This window comes from Nitrospirota bacterium, from assembly GCA_016235245.1.
In the GTDB taxonomy this organism is placed as follows: domain Bacteria; phylum Nitrospirota; class Thermodesulfovibrionia; order Thermodesulfovibrionales; family UBA6898; genus UBA6898.
Genome location: JACRLO010000006.1, coordinates 62,742 through 83,878, shown reverse-complemented (window position 1 = coordinate 83,878; position 21,137 = coordinate 62,742). Strand labels below are relative to the sequence as shown.

Here is a 21,137-nt window from a genome sequence, read left to right as displayed (position 1 = left end):
TCCTCAGGCAGCTAGTCTCTGTCTCTTGAGCCGCCCCTGCCGCCTGATCTTTGTCTGAAGCCGCCTTCTCTCTTTTCCATAGGCTTTGCCTCATTCACCACAATCGCACGATCCATGAACTGCTGACCGTTGAACATGGAGATAGCCTTTTGACCGTCCTCATCAGAGACCATCTCAACAAAGCCGAAGCCTCTTAACCTTCCGGTGGCATTGTCCTTGATCAGTTTTACGTTTGCCACTTCTCCTGCCTGCGCAAAATGGTTCTGCAGGTCTTCCTCAGTTGCCCTGAATGAGATGTTCCCAACATACAGTCTCGTACCCATGCTTCCTCCTAAAGATAAAAAACCTCCTGAGCACCAACAGATGCCGTCACAGGATAGCCTAAATATGCCTAATACCTGCGCTTTTGTCAAGGAATTATTGCGGTGCTTCCTAAAGCTGACAAGGCTGTGCTACCATCTCCCATGGAGATTCTCAGGCCATCAGAATCCGGTATGGATTACACCATCGGGCGTCTGCGTCAGCTGCTGGACAATGCAGAGATCATTGCTTATCCCACCGAGACTTTTTACGGTATAGGCGTCAAATATAATCAGGAAGAAGCACTTGTAAGGCTTTACCAGCTAAAACAGCGTCCTCTGGACAAGGCGATGCCGCTCATTATCGGCAGGGCAGAGCAATTGTCTCTGCTTACACCTCTAATTCCTGAAGCTGCGCAGCGGCTGATGGAGCGGTTCTGGCCCGGCCCCCTCACCCTTATCCTTGAGGCCCGAGAAACTCTCTCACGCCATATCACTGCCGATACCGGCAAGGTAGCTGTCCGCATCCCCGGCCCGTCTTTTGCTCTAACCCTTGTCAGGCATCTTGATTACCCTATTACTGCAACGAGCGCCAATATCACCGGAATGCCCCCTGCAGAAACTGCAGATGCGGTCAATGACTATTTTGGCAGTAAGGTCAGTGCAGTTGTTGACGGTGGAAAGACTTTGGGAAATGAACCCTCCACGATTGTTGATGTGACAGGAGCAGAGGTCAAGATAGTCAGGAAGGGAATAATTTCGTCCGAAGCAATTTTTTCGGTTGTTCAGCTATAACCAAAAATTATCATAAGCAGCAGAAACGTGATGCCTTTTACCATCTCGATCCATCCGGTACCCTTTAGTCCGACCTGGTATAACGTCAGGGCAAAAATAATATTATCGGCAAAGGGCAGAAGAAGGAAGATGCGGTATCCCATAAGATAATAAAGCCCGACTGCAGTTACTACGTAACAGCACATGACCACCCGGTAACGCAGTTCCTTCTTAAACTGAATGCGCACACGGAGTACCCCGGCAACAAAGAAGACTGCCACCACGATAAAGAGTCGCCCATCAAGGCCGCTGCCGACAATTGCCTTTGCTGCCAGAGCAGCGAGTGACAGCAGTATAAAACCGAGGACCTCGGTAACGATGGCATGTTCTCCGAGAAATCGCAGCGACAGGAGATAGGCTGCAGGAAAGGCAGCATACGGGAGAAGCTGAAGGAGGCCGTAGCTGCTATAGAGCGGCCAAAGAAGAAGAGCAGCAGACAGGACCTGGAGGCCAAAGATAATTGCCGGCGCAATACGCTCCTTTGATGCAGTTCTTAACCAGATCGTAACCGCCTGCTTGGCATTGATAAGAAGCGCCAGCGCAAGGAAGCCGGCAAGGGCGTGCATATTGATCTGACGCGCTGCAGCAAGGCCTGTTATATAGGCCAAAGTCATGACGCCCCAGGAGCCGTATTCTTTCAGAAAATATCTTTTCACTGTTTCATCCCTTATGTCCCAACATGGTCATAGTATTTCAGAAATAACAGCAGAAGAAAATGAGCTGAATCATATTGCCCTGAGCCGAAAGATATAGGAAGCGAATGGCTTATTGAAGACCTTTATCATGAAAAAATTGAGAATATTGTTTGTCAGTGCCGAGGATATGCTTTACGAGCCAGTCTTTCAGAAACGTCATGAGTTCATTTGAGACAACCTTCTCACCCTTGCGCAGCCTTTCCTGAAATTCGAGCACCTGTGCTATAAAACGGTCGTGCTCTGCTTCATGGGCCTCATATTCGGCAAAGCCAAACTGTGTCATTAACCGCTCTTCTGCCTTAAAGTGGGTGGACGCATAATCGATAAGACTGTGCACCTTTTCAGACACAGAACTATCATCGTTGAGCTGCCCCGTAGAGTTTCGGATCTCGTTAATCATGGCGATAATTCGCTTGTGATGCTCATCGAATTCCTGCACATGAACGCTGAATGTTTCGTTCCATTCAAGATATGCCATGACAACCTTGTGAAAAGAGATAGCCCGTCAGGAATATCACGGAGCAGAGTGATATCAGAAGAGTGTTCCTAATCAGAGTAGATTTGGCCAATTGTTATTTATGCTCCCAGTTCGTAACTCGTTGCGCAGCTTAAATATTCCCATGCTTTGCATTATTTTGCAAGCAGACAGGCTTATTGGCATTGCCTGCGTAAAAGCCGGATGCAAATACGTCGTGCGGGTTCATCGTGATGACCGATAGGCGCTGCAGACGAAAAAAATATTCCCTGATAATATAGATGCCATGAGTTTTCGCTTTTCTGAGTACCTGCAGGTCTTCAAAAACAGGCGCATCGGCATCATGCTTCTGCTGGGGTTCTCATCAGGTCTGCCCCTTGCGTTGGTCAGCGGGACCCTTCAGGCATGGATGGCAGTGGAGGGGGTTGACCTCAAGACCATCGGCATTTTTGCACTTGTCGGCACTCCTTACGCCATAAAATTTCTCTGGTCTCCTTTTATGGACCGTTTTGTGCCTCCCTGGCTCGGCAGGCGCCGCGGTTGGATCATTACAACGCAGTTCCTCCTTATGCTTGGGATAGCAGCAATGGCCTTTCTGTCGCCAAAGGATTCCCCCCTAATGGTCGCCGCTCTTGCGGTCTGGGTTGCCTTCACGTCCGCATCGCAGGATGTTGTGGTAGACGCATATCGAACGGATATTTTAAAAGAGCAGGAGCGGGGCGTCGGTGCCGCAGTTTTCGTCACCGGCTACCGGGTCGCCATGCTCGTATCAGGCGCCCTTGCCATGATTCTTTCTGAACGGATTGGATGGCAAGCAACATACTTGGCCATGGCGAGTCTCATGGTTGTAGGCGTGCTCACCTCGCTTTTTGCCCCTGAACCTGAGGCAAAAAGCCTTCCGCCAAAAAGCATTTTGGAGGCGGTCTGGGGCCCCTTGAAAGATTTCTTTGCAAGGCGCTCTGCGCTCCTGCTTCTGCTGCTCATTGTGTTATACAAACTCTGTGACGCATACGCAGGAAGCATGACAACGGTTTTTCTGATCAGGGCAATGGGCTTCACTGCGGGAGAAGTGGGCACGGTAAATAAGGGATTCGGTCTTGTTGCTCTCATTGTCGGCGCAACATTTGGCGGCGCGCTGATGGTAAGGCTCGGTCAGTACCGATCCCTCCTTTATTTCGGTATCCTCCAGGCAGTCTCAATACTTTCGATGACCGTTTTGGCATGGATAGGCAAAAGTTATGTTGTGATGATCCTGGCAGTTGGGCTTGAAAATATTACCGGCGGCATGGGGACCGCAGCATTTGTGGCACTGCTCATGGCGCTCTGCAACCAGAAATTCAGTGCAACACAGTATGCGCTTCTGTCGTCTCTTGCCTCACTAGGCAGAATTTTTATTGCACCAACCTCAGGATTTCTTGCCGAAGCGGTCGGCTGGCCGCTTTTTTTCATCATCGCAACACTGACTGCAGTACCAGGGCTTATCATGCTGATAGCACTGAAGAAGGAGATTGCGCACATATCAAAGTGAATATGCTCAGACTTTTTTTGCTAATGGTCTCAGCACAACCAGCCCGGGCTTTTCCTTTATATACTGCATAAAGTCCTGATCGACTACCTTGCGAATATCAGACGATGAGGAAGCATGCCGCAGAAAAAGAGAAGTTTCTGCCCTGATAATGATCCCGACATGAGACACATCAAGCCCAGCGGAATCTGAATAAATGCCTAAATAGTCGCCTGTCCTGAGTTTCTCCCGCATTGGTGCATCAATCTCATCTGCAGGGATATAGGTAATTATCCTGTCCACAGTCGCTACCCCACTCAGAAAAAGAGTTCCGTCTGCTTTTTGGTTCAACGTCTTCTTCAGATTCTTTGCCTTGTCATTGCTTATTTCCTTTGTAACATCTCTCACAAAGGCAGACCGGTATTCAGACCAGTCAGAAAAGAAATGGTTCCTTGTCGCGAATGAGACGAGGCCGCTTCTGTATCTCACCTGCGTAAGTTTTTCCTTAAAGTCTGAATAAGAACTCGACAATCTCATCGCCTCAACATAATCAAGAAAGGTGAAACAGTCCAGGCTGCCCAGATCGATCACAAGCTCTTCTTCACGATGATCGCTCCCGATAAGGGTCGATTCCTGGTAGGGGGTGTTAAGAAAATATTCTGAAAGGAAGGCAATGCGCTCTCCGGGGTCAGCAATCCTTGCTGCCTCCCGGATAATGCGGTCAAGTTCATCTTCAATCCATCTGCCAATATTGATATGCATTCTTCAGGAAAATTATCAGATGCCCCTCAAAATAGCAAGGTATTACACAAGTTCCATGCAATGCGACATAGACCCTTTTCTGATGATATCGACTATAATATAGACTAAATTTAGTCTAATAAGGGAGGGCGGTATCATGAAGTTGAGCGAACAGGTAAAACCGATCAGTTATATCAAAGCCCATGCTTCAGAAGTTATCGGTAAGCTCTCGGGCAGCCGGAGCCCCGTTGTGATCACCCTCAACGGTGAGGCCCGAGCAGTGCTTCAGGATATCACTGAATACGAAAAGGATCAGGAAAGCATGGCCATGCTGAAGATCCTCGCACTGGGCAGAAGAAACGTTGAAGAGGGAAGTTTTCGGCCTGCGTCTGCAGCCTTTCAGTCTGTTCGGGAAAAGACAGTCAAGAAGCCTGTTTGATGAGATGCTCTGTTTATCTGGTTGAAGAGGCTGAGAGGGATCTTCAGGAAATTTATCGTTATGTCTTTCGCAATGACTCTCCGGAAAAGGCTGACCGGCTTCTTGTTCACCTCGAAAAGACTGCAATGAAGCTCGAAACATTGCCACTAAGGGGGCATTTCCCGCCGGAGCTTGAGCGTATTGGGGTGACGGAATACCGGGAGGTCTTTTTTAAACCATATCGGGTTATCTATCAGGTGACAGGGCGGGCTGTATATATATATTGCGTGCTTGATGGAAGAAGAGATCTCCAGGATCTTCTTCAGGAGAGGCTTCTAAGATCCTGATCTGCGCTTCACTGACACATTTCTCTCAGCCTCTCTAATATTTTCACCATCGCCAGGGTATCCAGTTTGCAATAATCGAGCAGTGCCTTACGAATGCCTGCAATTTCTGCTGGGTCGCTTGATTCCCTCATCCTGAAATAGGCGTCAATAGCCATGCCACCGTTACAGATCTCCATGCCTTCATAACTCATGTCAGTCACAAGCTGCGGCAGCACCTTCTTGATCGAATATGAGCCGTTCATCTGCCAGTGGTAATAGTCCATCTGCTTGAAGGGCGTGGAGAGATCACGTATGTTCTCTATCAACCCCTCTATGCTTTCTCTGTATTCGGGAAACCATTTGGAGAGATCGCGCATTCTTTTTGCCTCAAAGTCAGTATAGGTGACAATGCAGGCATTTGAGGGAATCATTTCGAGCAGTCTATCCACAAGTTCTCTCCTAGGGTCTGCTCCCTGCTTTGCCAGAAATTCAAAGTGCTGTAGTTCGGACTCTGCATTCTCGATCAGGTGCAGCGAAAACTGAAAAGGGATCTGCTGATACGGCCTCGTTCCATCGAACAGGGGAATAGCGGTATAGATGGTCTCAAAGTCGAGAAAGCAGACAGGGCAAGAAAGAGTATCGAGAAATTTGGCTATAGCGCTTTTGTCGATCTTCTCACTTTTATTTAAGAAGGCATCCACCTGTGTTCTCTGAGACTTGTTCAGGATATCGAGGGGGATATCCTTCATTTCGACAATACCCTGCCGGTACAAGCCGAATTTGTTTGCACCTTTTCTTCTGAGATCAAAGACTGAATTCCGAGGAATATGCTGCCAGCAGTGGCCCTGAAAATCGCAGGGGTAAGGATCTTTACAATACTCACCAATTCCGACGTCAGGGATGCTTTCACCGAGCATGGTCTGTAACTCTGCTATCTTTTGCTCTACAAAAGACTGTTTCTCTTCTGCTGCAGGAGTGACGTCAGCTATGGTGAAGAGCTTTGCGGGTTCTATCGTTCCGTTTCTAACATACTGGTTATTGATATGCACCAGATGTGCGCTTGAGACACGCAGCCCTGATCCACTGACAACGTAGTATTGAACAGCAATGTCATCCAGATGGACATATTTGATACCCGTGGAACTCTTGACCTCATAGATATTCCATCCCTCCTGGCCCTTGTGCAGTATATCCACCTTAACAAAAACACCGTTATGACTAAAGGCTGCCTCATAAAGGGTAGTCGTTCCCTTCTCGATTTCAGCCATCGTCTTTTCTATCTGCTCTGAATGAGTAAGACCCTCATACGGGATTTCTACTCCGCCAGGGAAAAGCTGCTTTGCATAACCACCAACCTCATGTCCCGCATTAAAAAGCGCCTCCTGCTCTTCTGATATCTCGTCTTTGAACTCAGGCTGGTATTTATGCAGATAGAGGGACTTGTGGCACTGAAGCCCACGTATATAAAGAGATTTACTTAAAGCTCTGCTCACTTTGATATTTTCGATGGTCATTATTTCCCCTTTCCTTGTTTTATGGCAGCAGCATGAGATATGAAGTTCCAGATCATTGTATCAACTTCTCTTGTTTCCTGAATATCGGCCTCGAGCCTCTGCACTTTTTCCTTGAGTGAAAAGTTATCACGAAGTAGATCTTCAAATTCTTCCCTGATAATGTCAAGAAAGGGATAGACCTCGTTCTCATTCAGGCCTCTGAAGCCCTTAGAAAAACGCTTTTGCTGCAGTTCAAGCGGCGATATTCTCATGCTGATGCCTCCCAGGTAATGAGTTCTTATGCTTAGATTATACCGGGCGAGACTGTCACCATTATGGCACTCTAATCAAGCTATTTGGACCACATAATTAGACCCCTGTTTTAGCTCGACACAGGGCGATGTCACCCTTTACAGTTTCGAGGATCATGATCAGATGATTATTTCGGCCAAGTGACTTTTCAATATCCTTAACCATACCGATTATCTCCGCCAACAGAGAATCTAATACAAACACATGATGCCCGCCTTTCTCATATTCCAACGACTCATTAGCAGAGATAAAGGTAAAAGGCAGCATTTCAGTCAAGACATGCATGAGGCGCTTTAGAGAGATAACGCTTTTTTCAAGATTCCCACATTGGAGAAAGAGGCGGGCAAGTGACAAGTGATCGAAAATGTCGTTACACGAAGATGATGATATTACATCGAAGATATGTTCAGCATCATTCAGAGACTCAGGCCTGCGACCAATCTTAAGGCAAAGTTGAGCCCTGCCAAAAAAAGGCGTTATGTCATGTGGCGACGTGGCGCTCGGAGTTTCCTGGCAGGCCATATTGTAGTCTTCCAACGCCTCATCAATTCTACCAAGCTCTGCTTTTGCGTTTGCCCGGTTGTTAAGACCCATGGCAGAATCGCAGGCAGCCTCAGCCGTTTCCTTAATAAATCGCACATAAGCAAGATGATCAATAGCGTCATGATAATGTTGTATGAATTCTAAAGACATTGGATTCGCAATAACCCCAGTCGGTATTCCGTTAAGTGTGGCCTCGGCAATCTCCCGATCAAACTCAAGGGGATCATCCTGTCCTACGTAAATATCAATAGCCTGCTCAAGATGCTCCAGAAACAAGCTATCAGCAGCAACATTTGAGCGCAAATATTCAGGATGCTCCCTAATCAGGATGCCCTGAACATTCTGGCAGTTAAGTTTCGTTTCCCTGATCTTTACTTCATCGTCCCATTTCATATTAGGCTTGATTCCTCATCTGCCAGGGTAGTCTATTGCGTTTCTTTTCCATAAAACGAGTCCACTATCAGCAATACTCTGGGGAGTGGTTGCGTATTCCGGCCAGTAGCAGGTGTTATCCTCATGATCTCGCATACATCCATCAGAAAGCAGAAACTTTGGCAATCCGGACGGATTTCTACGGACTGATTGGGCAAAGATAAGATCCGGGTTTGTATAATCGGTCCAGTTGCATCCAAAACCATGCCCCGGCTGAATAATTGCAACAATATCAGGCACGCACGGATTCCCATGGTATAGGGCTTGGTATGTTGCCGCCCCATCGCCGCAGATATACAAAAAGCTGAACCGTTCCGGTCCGTAATCTTCACCCCGTGACTTGTCTCTCTCGTGGATGGACCAGATAGCAAAAGGCTCTTTCATCGAATCTCTGTAGCGGTCAGGCTCATTGTCCCGGTTATTCGGGAGTATGGGTTGCCAGCCATGGGGAACCAATTCACTCTTGGCAACATCCCGACAATGGATCATGTTGTATCGATGAAATCCTTCATGAGCATCGTGAAGGGCATGGATTACCGCATCACGATCTATCCCATAATCGACATATACAAAACTATGGATCATACCGAACAGGTACTGCACTGGCATCCAATCACTTCCGCACGAGGGGTAATACAGCGAATTGTCCAGCAAAATATGAATCGGCAGCACGTCTTGGTTGTTTAAACCGGCAAGCCAGTCAGGAACAGCTTGTCTTTGAAGTCCAGTAATCGTATCCATTATGTTCTCCTCCTCCCGCCAACTGCCAACCCATGAAGGCTGTGAACAGTTTTAGCGCAGGCAATGTATTTTGCGATGATATACCCGATGGCATGAAACATACCGACAAAACGGGGTTCTTCAGACTTGAACGCAATTGCCATACCATATGAATACCATAGCGCACTGCCAGCAGCATGGCAGTGGATAATACTCAAGGCAACAAAAGAGATAAACAGCAGGGTTAAATTATGGAATGAATGAAATGCCCCCCGGATATAGATGAGGGGCCACCAGTATTATGGCAGACGACTTTCTTATGGAAGCATAAGTTCCTTAGCAATTCTTTTTGTAATAGCTTCTATAACATCTTTGGATTGTTCGCGCTCCATCACTGGAAATCGCGATAAATGAGGCAAACGGACGAGAAGCACATTCTGTCTTTTGGGGTTCTCAGAAGTCATGTGGCTCATTGTATAGGTGACTTCGTAGTTGTCATTGCCCCATCCGATAGGATTACAGATCTCCTCAGCCATTACATATTGATTATTTGTTAATATTTGGACAGATAGGTCGTAGGGTTTGGGAGAAATGCAAATTATAACTCGCGGAGCGACCTGCATTAAAAGGTCAGGCCAGAATTGCGCAGCAAATTCCATAGCTAAGTTTTGCTCTTCATGGTTAAAATCATCCCATCCATCTGAGTAAAAAGGCACCATGTTGGCCGCAATTGAATTATCCATCAGCGTATCTCTGTTAATATTCATTTTTTGGGCAATTCTTAAATATAATCCGCAAACTTGAATCTGCAATGGGTTATAATTACCATTATTCCAGAACTCTACTCTAAATGCGTTGCCATTTTCACAACTTATATTTTCTATCCCTATAGCTTCATGACCACCTTTGGGATTTAATCCGAAAAACATTAATCCGTTATGATTATAAAATGTGTCGGCTGGCGTATACAGAAATCGCCATCCTCTATGTGCCAAAGTGTGATTCCTTATTATCTCAACTGCGTCTTCAAGCGGCATATAGCTTCCTCCATTTGACAAAGAATTTTCAGGTATAATATAGCACTCTCTGATATATTTGTAATTATGCAATATTGAATGAGTATCTTTTTCATAATGCAGTGTCTGAATGTCATGTTAACTGCTCAGGTGTCCACTGCACCCCTCCAACTCTCCAGGACAGGGCATCCCTGCATTTTGCGATCTCCGGCGGCACACCTTCAAAGTGGATAAAGCCGGTTGAGGGATTGGTCATCTTGAGATATACAGGAATTGTCTTCATCTTCGGGATGTTAAGCTTTATCAGCTCATAACCATTCCAGGCGTCGATGACCCTGCCTTTAAACTCACTCATTACCCGATTCATCCCGATCTTTCTTATTATTTCCCTTCTCACTTCAGCATTCCATTCGCTGAGAACCAGTTCCGGATCAAGCCTGTCCGTCGGTATCATAGCAATTCCCTTTGGCACCCTGACTCCATTGAGATAAAATAATTCTGAGCCATCGCGCCACTTAATAGCAGGCCCGCCATCGCAATGAAGGGCCATATGCTCATTGAACTTCGTTTCAACCGGCCTTCTTGATATAAACGCGTGTTCGTAAGAATAAATACTAAAGAAAACTCCTGACTGCAGGAATTCAACAAGGCAATCAAAGGAATCGCTTTTTACCTGTTCAGAATTCTGCAAATAGCTGTATCTGATCATCTTTTCATGCAGTAAAAGGAGGTTTTCCTCCGAGACAATAAGATTCATCGCGGACTCCCTCCTTATATCATCAACAAGCTTTTTCGCAAGCGCCTTTAATGTTGCCGACATGCTCTGTTTTGCGCACTGGTTAAGTATGTGCTGCATCTCGATTGAGTGCCGGGAGGTTGTTCCACTAACAGCTTCATGGAGTGAGGTCTCAAGCTCATTTTCTATGGTCGGCCATATGGAGTACATACTCGACTGTGCGTGAAGCCTCAGCCACTGCGCATATTTGAGGCTGGATGATTTTCTGATGCTATTCACTTCATTGAGGCATGCAAAGGGGCTGTCAAGGATAGCTACTATCGGCTGCTTTTTCCCCCTTGTTGAATACAGCCAAGCTATCCCCTCCATTATCTTCAGGTTATCGCAGTCGTCTCCTCCAAAATAGGTAAGACGAATCCACTCCTCCCTGATAGCGTGGAGGTTTCTGATCTCCTCATCGGATAGTGCTGATATGGACGCGCCCACAGGTGTTTTAATCCAATACCTTTCTTGCTTCTTCAAGAAACGGGTCATACTCGCGCACAATACCGATCTTCCATTGCCCAGGACTTAAGATTACCGGACTGTGTTCCTCATGTCGCACTTCGACCTCTTTCGGCACATGCAGATATAAGACCCCGTCTTTTTCGTAAAGCTGCACGTCATCTTCAATAACGTGGGCATGTCCGGTCGCCTCGCCTTCAGCTATGACATATCCCCTCGCTTTGCGCTCCACAGGCTTTGCCCCATTCGGAATCGCATTTGCCCTTGTGAAAAATACATCTCCTTGAACTATCATGCTTCCTCCTTCCCAAAATATTGGTATAAGATGACAATAACAGGATCAACTGCCAGCATTATGGCAGTTGGAGAAACTGATAGTTGCAGCTCGAAAACTTATTCTGGGGAAATTGGCGATATCCCTACGAATTTCTTTTTAGTGCGGACGATAGCTCGTTACTAATTTCCCTGCGCAGCTCCTTTGGCTCTACCACCTCAACATACGGTATCCACCGGTATATCCACTGTTTTATCCCCTCAATACCGTTCACATGAAACCTGACCTCAATCCTACCGTCCTTTAATTCTTTTCCCTGCTGACTCTGGTGCCACTTTTTTCTCAGGATATGAGGTTTGATCTCGGCATCAAACCTCAGGACAACATCCAGAGGCTCGCCGTCAATGACACTGCCAAAAGAGCCGGACAGTTCGTCTGCAGGTGCGACCTTCCTTGGCAGAAAATGCGCGTCGAGCACCTTCAGGTTCAGTATCCTGTCAAGGGCAAAGGTCCTGAACTCTTCTCTTAAATTACAGTAACCCCGCAGGTTCCAGAAACCATCCTGAAAGAAGAGGTAATAGGGATCAACCTGCCTTAAGGTCTGTTCATCGGAATAGAGAGTCTTATAATCGATCTCTATGCGCTGAAAGCTTGAGATTGCCTGATGAATGATGCCGAGATATTCCTGTCCCTGTGATGCTGTTTCAGCCGAAAGGATAATGTGAGGCGGCAGATTGGTCGTTTTCTTTGATAGCTTCTCCTCAATACCGGCAAGGCCTTTTGACATGCCTGAGCCAAAACTGCCCAGCATGCTCTTAGCCAGGGAAAAGGAGAGAGTTTCTTCAATCGTCAGATTCAGCTTTCTAAGGCTATACCCCTCATCAAAGGCATAGGTCTGCCGCGCCCGGTTAAATCCAATTGGAAAACCCGCAATCTGAAGGGTCTTGATGTACCGGTGGACAGTCCGCTCGCTCATTTCAAGATCATCCATAAGCGACTGGACTGTGGCATGTTCGCCCTTGTCGAGCTTGTTCAGGATCGTGATCAGTGAATCAAACTTGTATGACATGAAGCACCTCCGGAATCAGCATAGATACAGAATACGTTATATCATAGCTCACTGCCAGCATTATGACAGTGATATTTTTTGGCTTTACGTTATAACGATGTTATAATCCAGACAGGAGGAAAACATGCAAAGAAAGATATGCGCAATAGGGAACAGCAGAGGGGTCTCACTTCCGCCGGATCTGCTTGAAAAGCTTCATCTGGCGGTTGGTTCTGAAGTGAATATTGAACTGGACGATGCTCAGGCAAAGATCATTATTGAACCGGTAAAAAAGAAAAAATATCCCAAGGGGATAGACCAGAAGTTTGTCTCCCAGGTAAATGACTTTATTGAACGGTACCGGCCTGCGCTTGATGAACTGGCAAAGAAGTGAACTATCTCACGCCTGAACAGGTGTTGTTTATCCACAGCAGCCTGATTGATGAGACTGGCGGCATGCACGGGATAAGAGATCTTGGCCTGCTTGAATCTGCAGTGTCCCGGCCACAAGCAGTTTTTAACAATGAGGAACTCTATCCCAGCATATTCCACAAAGCCGCAGCCCTGGCAGAGTCTCTTATAAAAAATCACCCTTTCCTTGACGGAAACAAAAGGACAGCGATAACATCAACCGCTATTTTCCTGCAGATGAACGGCCATACCTTAAAAGCCTCGCAGAGGGAACTCGTTGACTTCACTCTCAAACTGGCAACAAATAAATCATATTTTGAGCAGGCTGTTATTTGGCTCAATGAATACAGCAACACGTAAGAGTTTCTCTTTAGTGCAGCGGTAGCTCACTGTTAGCATTGCGGAAGGGTGGTTTTTGTGGCATTGCAATACGGTCTTTTACGTGAGGGAGAAACCTTATCTCCTGATCCTGAGAACACCCTCCATCTGGGTGATCTTATGCATGAGCGCCTTGAGCTGGGTGAGGTCCTTTACTTCAATTACAAGGGTAATATGCCCTTTTTTGTCCTGGGTCGATGCTGCTTCAAGATGGACAATATTGATATTAAGCGACGAGATAAGAACGCTGAGATTTGCAAGAATTCCGGGTTTGTCAACAGTCTCGACATGGAGTCTGGTATTTGCCGTGCTCTGTGCAGACGGCTGCCATTCAACATCCACGAGCCGCGCATGCTCGGTTGCGAGCCTCTCGAGGTTCTGGCAGTCCTTGCGGTGAATCGTAACACCCTTGCCGATCGTGACAAAGCCGACAAGGCTGTCACCTGGCACCGGGAAGCAGCACTTGCCCGTATGGTAGAGGATATCATCAATTCCTTTAATGCTGATGCCTTTATGCTCTTTGGCAGGTCTTCGGATTTTTATTGCCTCTTCTTCCGTGGCCTCTTTCCCGGGCCTGAGCCGGTTGATCACCTGGTGCGGGGTGATCTTGCCGAAGCCGACAGCAACAAAGAGCTCTTCGAGATTACCCACGCCGAGTCCCTTTGCAACATCCAGTATCTCGTCGGATTTCATGAGTGCGTGGCTCATGCCATGTTTTCTGAAGTCATTTTCGAGAAGCTTGATGCCGAGTTCAACGCTCTGAGCGCGCTCTTCCGCCTTGATCCACTGCTTTATTCTTATCTTTGCCCTTTGTGAGACAACGAACTTCAGCCAGTCCCTGCTGGGGCCGTGCGTCGGCGAGGTGATGATCTCGACGGTGTCGCCGTTCCGCATTTTGTATTTCAGGGGGACGATCTTGCCGTTTATCCTCGCACCAACGCACTTGTGGCCTATCTGGGTATGGATGCTGTAGGCAAGGTCAACCGGCGTTGAACCGAGAGGCATCTCTTTTACCTCGCCCTTGGGCGTGAAAACATAGACCACCTCAGGCACGACCTCACCCTTGAGGGCTTCGAGAAAATCGACCGCATTCGGTTCATCTTTCTGTACCTGAACCAATTCCCTGAGCCAGGTAATATACTTATTGTTATTTTCGTCGATCGTTCCCTTTTCCTTATATTTCCAGTGAGAGGCGATACCCTGTTCCGCTACCTTATTCATCTCGTCAGTCCGAATCTGAAACTCTACCCGCTCCCCTTTAGGGCCTATGACGGTAGTATGAAGGGACTGATACATGTTCGACTTGGGCACGCCGATGTAGTCCTTGAATTTTCCGGGAATGGGCGTCCAGAGGGAGTGGATAATGCCAAGGATTGCGTAGCAATTGGCATTGGTGTCTGTAATGATCCGGACTCCTATGACATCATGAATCTCCTCAAAGGTGATCCTCTGCTTCTGCATCTTTTGGTAGATGCCGTAGAAGTGTTTGACTCTTCCCTTGACCTTGCCTGGAAGGCCTTCTTCTTTCAGCTGCTGTTCGATGAGGGAAACGACTTCTTTTATGTACCCTTCCTGCTCTTCCCTGCGCTTTGCAACTTTTTTGACCAGATCATCGTAGAGCTGTGGCATGAGATACTTAAAGCTCAGATCCTCAAGTTCGGTCTTAAGCCATCCGATACCGAGTCTGTTTGCTATGGGTGCGTAAATTTCGAGTGTCTCAGCCGCGATACGCTGCTGCTTGGCCTCAGGAAGAAACTGGAGAGTCCGCATATTATGGAGCCTGTCGGCGAACTTGATGAGCATGATGCGGATGTCCTCAGACATGGCCAGAAGCATTTTTCTGAAGTTTTCAGCCTGTGCCTCCTGCTTTGTTCTGAACTCGACCTTGGCGAGTTTTGTAAGGCCTTTTACGATAAAGGCTATCTCTTTTCCGAATATGACCTTGATGTCATCCATCGTAACGTCAGCATCTTCAACCGTATCATGGAGCAGGCCGGAGGCGATCGAAAGCGAGTCCATCTTCATGTCTGCAAGGATATAGGCGACAGCAAGGGGATGATTGATATACGGTGAACCTTCGCTTCTTTTCTGGCTGCAATGGGCTTCTCGCGAGAAATGATAAGCCCGTTGAACGGAACTAAAGTCAGCATCCTGGCTATAGGAGCGGACCTTATCAATGAGCCCGGTTAGCGACAATGTCTCAGACATGGCTTATTATACTGTGAAAACGTGAAGAGCACCACCCTTGGCGTATGGCAACCGCTTTACGTTGAGGGGCGAAGTCCTTTGAGGACAAGCTGGATGTTTCTGTTGCCGTTCCAGTCGTTATATGAGGGCGTAAAGACTGCATCAAAGATGGCTGCCTGACCGAGATCTTCCAGCAGGTGACCCATATCCCATCCTATGGCATCAAAATACGAGGCGTTTTTCCTGAGCTTCATCTTCAGGTGCCGGTCTTTAAGTATTTTCGGATACATGATCTCCAGTTCCCTGGCTCCAAGGAGAGGTTCCGGGTTGCCGTATCCGAAAGGTTCGAGGAGTTCAAGCTCACGCATCAATTGTGAATCCAGTTGGTTGAGCAGAACAGATGCGTGTATCTCAAGGGTTGGAACAAGGTCTTCTCCCGAGATTTCCCTCTGCACGATCTGACGCAGCCGTTGTTGGAAGGCAGGGAGGTCATTTGCCCTGAGCTTTACCCCTGCGGCCTGTTTATGGCCGCCATATGAGATAAGCAGATCTCTGCATTCTGAAAGCCCCTCACAGATATCGAATGACGGGATACTGCGGCCGGAGCCCTTTGCAAATCCACTCTCTATGGCGAAGACAAAGGCCGGACGATTGAAAGACTCTGCTATTTTTGCGGCCACAATGCCTAAAACGCCGGGGTGCCATCCTTCTTTTGCAAGCACAATGACCGTTTCTGCATCAATGCCTTTAAGCTGTGCAAGCGCATCCTGGTAAACGATCTCCTCGATTTTCTGGCGTTCGCTGTTTGTCCGGTCAAGCCACGCTGCAAGGTCATAGGCCTCCTGCTCTGAGTCAGAAAGAAAGAGCCTTACTACATTACGTGCATCACCAATTCTGCCTGCTGCATTGATCCTTGGCACCATGGTGAAGGCAAGAAGTCCGGCCTTCAGCTGTCTTTTGTCCAATCCCGCGGCCTGCTTCAGCGCCCGCATGCCAAGCCTGCTCCCATTTTGAATATGCGGCATGGCCTCCCTGATTATGATCCTGTTTTCACCGATAAGGGGAACAACATCTGCAACCGTGCCGAGGGCGGCAAGATCCAGAAGTGGCAGAAGATCATCTTCAGAAAATGCGATGTCGCTATCCATGGCCATAGCCTGGGCAAACTTGAAGGCGATGCCGGCTCCGCAAAGAACGGTAAGTCGAGACAACTCAGGAGAACACTTCGGGTTGATGACCGCCACTGCCTGAGGGATTTCGAAATCGGGGCGACTGCTTTTTGAACCTTTTGGCTCATGCTCTGTCTTACGTTTCCCTACTTTTTGTGTCGGTTCGTGGTGGTCGGTGATGATCAGGTCGATGCCGAGGTTTCGCGCATACGCGGCAGTTTCAAAGGAACCAATACCGCAGTCAACGGTGATAATCAGTGCTGCCCCAGCTTTATGGGCCGCTTCAACGCCGACGATGTTGAACCCATATCCATGGGTTATTCTATGCGGAATAAAATACTGGACATCCAGTCCGGAGGTTCTGAGCGCACTCACCATGATAGTTGTGGCTGTCAGCCCGTCTGCATCATAGTCGCCATGAACAAAGACTCTCTCTCCCTGTCTGCGCGCAACCTTGATCCGTTCAACAGCTTCCCTCATGCCCGGCAGGTCAAAGGGGTCCGAAAGGCCGGAGATGCCAGGATTCAGGAAGTCCTGAACTTCAGCCGGTGTTTTTATGCCGCGGTTGATAAGGATTTGGGTGAATACGGGGGAAATGGATGTTGAACGGGAAAGGTAAGAAATGAATTCTGCGTTGGTCCTGTTGAGGAACCAGCGGCGGTGCATGTCAGCAACGAGCCGAAAACATGGAGCAGAGAGAAGAGAAGAAGGGCTTCTCAAACTCTCTGCTCATGGCTTTCTGCTTCCCGCTATTTCTTTGCAAACGCCTTGTTGCCGCCCCAGAGGAGCACGATCGGGCTTGCAACAAAGATCGATGAATAGGTGCCAACCAGAACGCCCAGTATCATGGCGAGGCTGAAATCGTGGAGCACCTCTCCGCCAAAAAAGAAAAGAGCAATCGACGTAAGGAGAACCGTGAAGGATGTGACGATGGTCCTTGACAGCACCTCATTAATGCTCAGGTTCATCACGCTGTCAACCGGGTCCTTAAGCCTTGTGCGGAGGTTTTCCCTGATCCTGTCAAAAACAACAACCGTATCGGTCAGCGAATAGCCGGCGATTGTCAGCAATGCGGTCAGGAGGATGAGATTGATCTCCTTGCCTAACAGGAAGAAGATACCCAAGACTGCCGTTACATCATGGAATGTGGCAACCGTTGCACCTACCGCAAAGTTTAATCTGAAGCGAATAGCAATGTAGATTAAGATGAAGACTGTTGCCCAGAAGATTGCCCAGCCAGCATTTTTGCGAAGTTCTCCTCCAACCTTTGGGCCGATCTCTGTCGTTGAATCTACGACAAACTTATTTTCCGGAAACTTCTGGCTGATGACTGAGGTGATCTGTTCAGATATCTTGCCCAGCTGGATCTCGATATTTTTTGCGCGGATTAGTACCTTATTCTCACCGGTCAGTTCATGGAGATCAAAGTCCTTGATCCCGCCGTCCTCAAGAGTCTTCCTGATATCATGCACCTTTACCGGTTTTTCGAACTTGAGCTGCACTGACGTGCCGCCGGCAAAATCTATGCCGAGGTTTGCCCTTCCATGTGCGATCTGGTATATCGCAAAGAGGCCGATGATCGAGATAAGGCCGGACAGGACAAAGGCAATATATTTTTTCCCCATAAAATCTATCTTGGTATTTTTAACGAGTTCTAACATGGTCTCTCCTATATGCTCAGCGTCTTGACTTCACGTCTGGAATTGATAAGATCGAATACGGACTTGGTCCCGATGAGTGCAGTATACAGGTTGATCGTAACGCCGAGGCCTAGCGTGAGCGCAAAACCCTTGATCGGCCCGGTGCCGAACTGAAAGAGAACGGCAGCCGTAATCAACGTCGTAATGTGAGAGTCGAAGATGGTCCAGAAAGCCTTCTTATATCCTGAATCAACCGCTGAACGCGGGGTTTTGCCGGTCCGCAACTCATCCCTCATTCGTTCAAACATCAGCACGTTGGAGTCAACAGCCATACCGATTGCAAGGATGATGCCTGCAATGCCTGGGAGGCTGAGTGTTGCATTGAAGGATGCCATGGCACCGAAGAGCAGGACAATATTCAGGATAAGGGCAAAGTCAGCAATGACGCCTGACAGCCTGTAGTAAATGATCATGAAGATGGCAACTGCGATCGTGCCTGCGAGGCCTGCCATTTTGCCTGCCTCGATCGAGTCGCTGCCCAGAGACGGGCCGACGGTTACGTTTTGGAGCATTTTGAGCGGCGCCGGAAGCGCTCCGGCCTTAAGAACAATGCTCAGGTCTTTAGCCTCTTCCATGCCATAGCTGCCGGTTATCTGCGCACTGCCTCCTCCGATCTTCTCCTGGATCACCGGAGCTGAATAGACCGTGTTGTCAAGGATGATCGCAAGGCGCTTCTTTACATTTTCACCAGTTACTTCCTCGAACCTCTTGGCCCCTTCAGGGTTGAAGCTGATCGATACATGGGGTGTGCTGAACTGAGTGTCAAGGGTGACCTTTGCCTCGCTCAGGAGCGCGCCGGTGAGCAGGGCCTCTTTTTTTACGAGGATCGGGAATTTTGTAACCGCACCGGTTTCCTTGTTGAGCTTCTTTTCAAACAGGATCTGGCTGTCAGCAGGCACCTTGTCTGCAAATTGGCTCAGGATCTTCTCTTCGTCACCTGGAGTTATGGAAGACGGCAGCTGAGAAGCAATTGGAGATTCATCGTTGACAATTTTGAATTCAAGCAATGCTGTTCTGCCGATCAGGTCTCTTGCCCGCTGAGGGTCTTTTACCCCGGGCAGCTGCACGACAATTTCATTCTGCCCTTGTCTGTGGATCGTAGGCTCAGCTACGCCAAATTGGTCTATTCTGTTTCTTATCGTCTCAAGCGCCTGATTCGCAGCGTTGTCTTTAATAAATGTTCTCTCTTTTTCGTTTAATGTAAGGGTAACCATCTGTCCTGACTCGGAGAGGTCAAGGTTGTTATATCCTTCCTTGAGGGCCTTTATGATCTCCTGCGAGGCAGGTGCTACTTCAATATGCAGACCGTTCTTTTTTACCTCTCCCTGCAGTTTTTTCTTCAGGAGCATTGCCTTTATAGCATCGGCGTATCCATTGACCGTGGTTTCGACGGCCTTGTCAGCTTCAACTTCATAGACAAGATGCAGGCCACCCTGCAGGTCAAGGCCGAGAACGATGCCCTTGTTCGGCATATTCTTCTGCCACCACTCCGGCATGCTCTTGAATAAGGGAGTATTGGGCAGGAAAAAGACAACTGCCGCAACGACAGCTATCCCGATAAAAAGGAATCTCCAGAAAATGCTTTTATTCATCTAATAACCTCCGGGAAATATAATCATATTGATTTGCATAAAACATGCAGATGAAGCAACGGCCTGTTTAACAACTACTCGTCTTCTTCTGTCCTGACAGAAGCGATAAAGCCTTTGCCATATTTTACCTTTACGTTTTCGCTTGGCTTAACCTCTTCGACAACACCATATTCGCCGCCGGAGGTTATGACCTTGTCTCCTTTTTTCAGGTTATCGATCATGGCCTTTGTCTCTTTTGCTCTTTTCTGCTGGGGCCTTATGAGCATGAAATAAAAAATAACAAAGATAAGGATAAGAGGAAGGAATCCCATCAGTCCGCCGCCCTGTCCCTGTCCTGCCTGCGGGTTCGCGCCCATCGCATAAGCCAAGTCTGTAAACATGAGACACCTCCGTAAGAAAATTAGTTTGATAATATACCTTCTTTAGGTTATATTTATCAAGAATTGACGGGGTTGTAAAAAGTCCGTATGCTGCGTTGCGCTTCAAAACTCGTCACTGCGGAGTATCTGCAAATACGCCTCATTCCTCATTTCTTGCGCTCCTTGCCTCCGGAGTTTTTTACCAACCCGTCTCATATTTTCTCATTATTTGATCATCTCCCCTTGACATTCTAAAAAGGCTATGGTTATAATTCTCGCTCAGGAAAAAACTATGGGAACATATACAACATTTCATCCACACACAAAGAAACAGAAGAGGACGCACGGCTTTCTCGTAAGAATGAGCACGGTCGGCGGCCGCAATGTGATCAAGAGGAGAAGGAAAAAAGGACGGAAAAGACTGGCTGTTTGAAGAGAAGCCTTCTTCAAACACTGACTCGAAGAGGAGAATTCAAACACGTCTTCGAGCAGGGCCGTAAATTTCCTTCCCGTCACCTTATACTCTACGTGCATCCCAATGGCCTTCAGCAGAGCAGGCTCGGCTTTGTGGTAAGCAGAAAGGTCGGCAATGCGGTTACGAGAAACAGGGTCAAGCGGCGTCTCAGGGAGATCTTCAGAAAGCTGCTGGCAGAAAGTGTCCTGTGCTGTGACATCGTTGTGGTTGCACGGAGCATGGCTGCAGAGGCTGAGTTTCTCGACCTTGACAGGAGCGTACGCAGGGTCTTTTCAGGACTAAAGCATGAAAATACTATTCATAGCGATCATCAGGCTCTATAAATATATGATATCACCCCTTCTCCCCTCCAGCTGCAGGTTCATACCATCCTGTTCTGAGTATGCGATCGATGCGGTCAGGAAGTATGGCGCATTGAAAGGCTCGGCCCTTGCCGCTCGCAGGATTCTGAGATGCAACCCTTTTCATGAGGGCGGGGTTGATCCGGTCAAATAAC

At 47.8% G+C, this 21,137-nt stretch carries 26 protein-coding genes; 9 read left to right on the top strand and 17 right to left on the bottom strand.

The annotated features are described in order from the left end of the window. Nucleotides 1–11 precede the first annotated feature (11 nt). Nucleotides 12–323 carry an RNA-binding protein gene (locus tag HZB31_02890; GenBank protein MBI5846885.1) on the bottom strand — a complete coding sequence of 104 codons (312 nt, stop codon included), beginning with the start codon at nt 321–323 and terminating at the stop codon, nt 12–14. A 102-nt stretch (nt 324–425) separates the two neighbouring features. On the opposite strand from HZB31_02890, the gene HZB31_02885 reads away from it, so the two are divergent. Further along, the gene (locus HZB31_02885) at nt 426–1,094 is read left to right on the top strand and encodes a threonylcarbamoyl-AMP synthase (protein ID MBI5846884.1); all 669 of its coding nucleotides are present in this window, start codon (nt 426–428) and stop codon (nt 1,092–1,094) included. Here the strand turns inward: HZB31_02885 and HZB31_02880 are convergent. Then, nucleotides 1,085–1,789: a hypothetical protein gene (locus HZB31_02880; protein MBI5846883.1), complete on the bottom strand. Its 705-nt coding sequence runs from the start codon at nt 1,787–1,789 to the stop codon at nt 1,085–1,087. The two genes, HZB31_02885 and HZB31_02880, sit on opposite strands and share 10 nt — an antisense overlap. Nucleotides 1,790–1,898: 109 nt before the next feature. Continuing rightward, on the bottom strand, nt 1,899–2,306 hold the full coding sequence (locus tag HZB31_02875; protein MBI5846882.1) for a hemerythrin family protein: 408 nt from the start codon (nt 2,304–2,306) through the stop codon (nt 1,899–1,901). Between the two features lie 283 nt (nt 2,307–2,589). Here HZB31_02875 and HZB31_02870 point away from each other — a divergent pair, with 283 nt between their 5' ends. Next, a complete protein-coding gene (locus HZB31_02870; GenBank protein MBI5846881.1) occupies nt 2,590–3,831 on the top strand; it encodes an MFS transporter in 1,242 nt (413 codons plus the stop codon). Between the two features lie 6 nt (nt 3,832–3,837). Here HZB31_02870 and HZB31_02865 read toward each other — a convergent pair whose 3' ends face one another. Continuing rightward, the gene (locus HZB31_02865; GenBank protein MBI5846880.1) at nt 3,838–4,569 is read right to left on the bottom strand and encodes a DUF1460 domain-containing protein; all 732 of its coding nucleotides are present in this window, start codon (nt 4,567–4,569) and stop codon (nt 3,838–3,840) included. 136 nt (nt 4,570–4,705) lie between these two features. Here HZB31_02865 and HZB31_02860 point away from each other — a divergent pair, with 136 nt between their 5' ends. Next, nucleotides 4,706–4,987 (top strand): type II toxin-antitoxin system Phd/YefM family antitoxin, encoded by a 282-nt coding sequence (locus HZB31_02860; protein MBI5846879.1) that lies wholly within the window; start codon nt 4,706–4,708, stop codon nt 4,985–4,987. After that, complete coding sequence (locus HZB31_02855) at nt 4,987–5,313, top strand: type II toxin-antitoxin system RelE/ParE family toxin (GenBank protein MBI5846878.1); 327 nt, start codon at nt 4,987–4,989, stop codon at nt 5,311–5,313. The genes HZB31_02860 and HZB31_02855 overlap by 1 nt, the downstream gene beginning before the upstream one ends. Nucleotides 5,314–5,321: 8 nt before the next feature. Here HZB31_02855 and HZB31_02850 read toward each other — a convergent pair whose 3' ends face one another. The 8 genes from HZB31_02850 to HZB31_02815 form a co-directional block, all read right to left on the bottom strand. Further along, nucleotides 5,322–6,785, bottom strand: coding sequence for a DUF2779 domain-containing protein (locus tag HZB31_02850; GenBank protein ID MBI5846877.1), 1,464 nt, complete (start codon nt 6,783–6,785; stop codon nt 5,322–5,324). A 20-nt stretch (nt 6,786–6,805) separates the two neighbouring features. Continuing rightward, a complete protein-coding gene (locus tag HZB31_02845; protein ID MBI5846876.1) occupies nt 6,806–7,057 on the bottom strand; it encodes a DivIVA domain-containing protein in 252 nt (83 codons plus the stop codon). A 97-nt stretch (nt 7,058–7,154) separates the two neighbouring features. Beyond that, on the bottom strand, nt 7,155–8,033 hold the full coding sequence (locus tag HZB31_02840) for a hypothetical protein (protein ID MBI5846875.1): 879 nt from the start codon (nt 8,031–8,033) through the stop codon (nt 7,155–7,157). Nucleotides 8,034–8,048: 15 nt separating this feature from the next. Beyond that, complete coding sequence (locus tag HZB31_02835; protein ID MBI5846874.1) at nt 8,049–8,813, bottom strand: hypothetical protein; 765 nt, start codon at nt 8,811–8,813, stop codon at nt 8,049–8,051. Between the two features lie 296 nt (nt 8,814–9,109). Beyond that, entirely contained in the window at nt 9,110–9,829 is a 720-nt protein-coding gene (locus tag HZB31_02830) for a hypothetical protein (protein ID MBI5846873.1), read from the bottom strand. A 112-nt stretch (nt 9,830–9,941) separates the two neighbouring features. After that, the gene (locus HZB31_02825; protein ID MBI5846872.1) at nt 9,942–11,066 is read right to left on the bottom strand and encodes a hypothetical protein; all 1,125 of its coding nucleotides are present in this window, start codon (nt 11,064–11,066) and stop codon (nt 9,942–9,944) included. Further along, nucleotides 11,038–11,343 (bottom strand): hypothetical protein, encoded by a 306-nt coding sequence (locus tag HZB31_02820; protein MBI5846871.1) that lies wholly within the window; start codon nt 11,341–11,343, stop codon nt 11,038–11,040. The genes HZB31_02825 and HZB31_02820 overlap by 29 nt, the downstream gene beginning before the upstream one ends. Before the next feature lie 124 nt (nt 11,344–11,467). Further along, nucleotides 11,468–12,391: a transcriptional regulator gene (locus tag HZB31_02815; protein ID MBI5846870.1), complete on the bottom strand. Its 924-nt coding sequence runs from the start codon at nt 12,389–12,391 to the stop codon at nt 11,468–11,470. A 124-nt stretch (nt 12,392–12,515) separates the two neighbouring features. On the opposite strand from HZB31_02815, the gene HZB31_02810 reads away from it, so the two are divergent. Together HZB31_02810 and HZB31_02805 are read left to right on the top strand one after the other, a co-directional pair. Next, nucleotides 12,516–12,764 (top strand): AbrB/MazE/SpoVT family DNA-binding domain-containing protein, encoded by a 249-nt coding sequence (locus tag HZB31_02810; protein ID MBI5846869.1) that lies wholly within the window; start codon nt 12,516–12,518, stop codon nt 12,762–12,764. After that, a complete protein-coding gene (locus tag HZB31_02805; protein MBI5846868.1) occupies nt 12,761–13,141 on the top strand; it encodes a type II toxin-antitoxin system death-on-curing family toxin in 381 nt (126 codons plus the stop codon). The genes HZB31_02810 and HZB31_02805 overlap by 4 nt, the downstream gene beginning before the upstream one ends. Before the next feature lie 96 nt (nt 13,142–13,237). On the opposite strand, the gene HZB31_02800 is transcribed toward HZB31_02805, so the two are convergent. The 5 genes from HZB31_02800 to yajC all read right to left on the bottom strand — a co-directional run bounded on the left by HZB31_02800 (nt 13,238) and on the right by yajC (nt 20,187). Continuing rightward, nucleotides 13,238–15,367 (bottom strand): bifunctional (p)ppGpp synthetase/guanosine-3',5'-bis(diphosphate) 3'-pyrophosphohydrolase, encoded by a 2,130-nt coding sequence (locus tag HZB31_02800; GenBank protein ID MBI5846867.1) that lies wholly within the window; start codon nt 15,365–15,367, stop codon nt 13,238–13,240. Nucleotides 15,368–15,423: 56 nt separating this feature from the next. After that, nucleotides 15,424–17,235, bottom strand: a complete 1,812-nt coding sequence (locus tag HZB31_02795) for a DHH family phosphoesterase (protein ID MBI5846866.1) — start codon at nt 17,233–17,235, stop codon at nt 15,424–15,426. 29 nt (nt 17,236–17,264) lie between these two features. Further along, on the bottom strand, nt 17,265–18,176 hold the full coding sequence (secF, locus tag HZB31_02790; GenBank protein ID MBI5846865.1) for a protein translocase subunit SecF: 912 nt from the start codon (nt 18,174–18,176) through the stop codon (nt 17,265–17,267). 8 nt (nt 18,177–18,184) lie between these two features. Next, nucleotides 18,185–19,807 (bottom strand): protein translocase subunit SecD, encoded by a 1,623-nt coding sequence (gene secD / locus HZB31_02785; protein MBI5846864.1) that lies wholly within the window; start codon nt 19,805–19,807, stop codon nt 18,185–18,187. A gap of 74 nt (nt 19,808–19,881) precedes the next feature. Beyond that, nucleotides 19,882–20,187 (bottom strand): preprotein translocase subunit YajC, encoded by a 306-nt coding sequence (yajC, locus tag HZB31_02780; protein MBI5846863.1) that lies wholly within the window; start codon nt 20,185–20,187, stop codon nt 19,882–19,884. A 271-nt stretch (nt 20,188–20,458) separates the two neighbouring features. Here yajC and rpmH point away from each other — a divergent pair, with 271 nt between their 5' ends. The 3 genes from rpmH to yidD are packed head-to-tail and all read left to right on the top strand — an operon-like array spanning nt 20,459 to nt 21,136. After that, nucleotides 20,459–20,599 carry a 50S ribosomal protein L34 gene (gene rpmH / locus HZB31_02775; protein ID MBI5846862.1) on the top strand — a complete coding sequence of 47 codons (141 nt, stop codon included), beginning with the start codon at nt 20,459–20,461 and terminating at the stop codon, nt 20,597–20,599. After that, complete coding sequence (gene rnpA / locus HZB31_02770) at nt 20,596–20,964, top strand: ribonuclease P protein component (GenBank protein ID MBI5846861.1); 369 nt, start codon at nt 20,596–20,598, stop codon at nt 20,962–20,964. The genes rpmH and rnpA overlap by 4 nt, the downstream gene beginning before the upstream one ends. Beyond that, nucleotides 20,927–21,136 (top strand): membrane protein insertion efficiency factor YidD, encoded by a 210-nt coding sequence (yidD, locus tag HZB31_02765; protein MBI5846860.1) that lies wholly within the window; start codon nt 20,927–20,929, stop codon nt 21,134–21,136. The genes rnpA and yidD overlap by 38 nt, the downstream gene beginning before the upstream one ends. Nucleotide 21,137 lies beyond the last annotated feature (1 nt).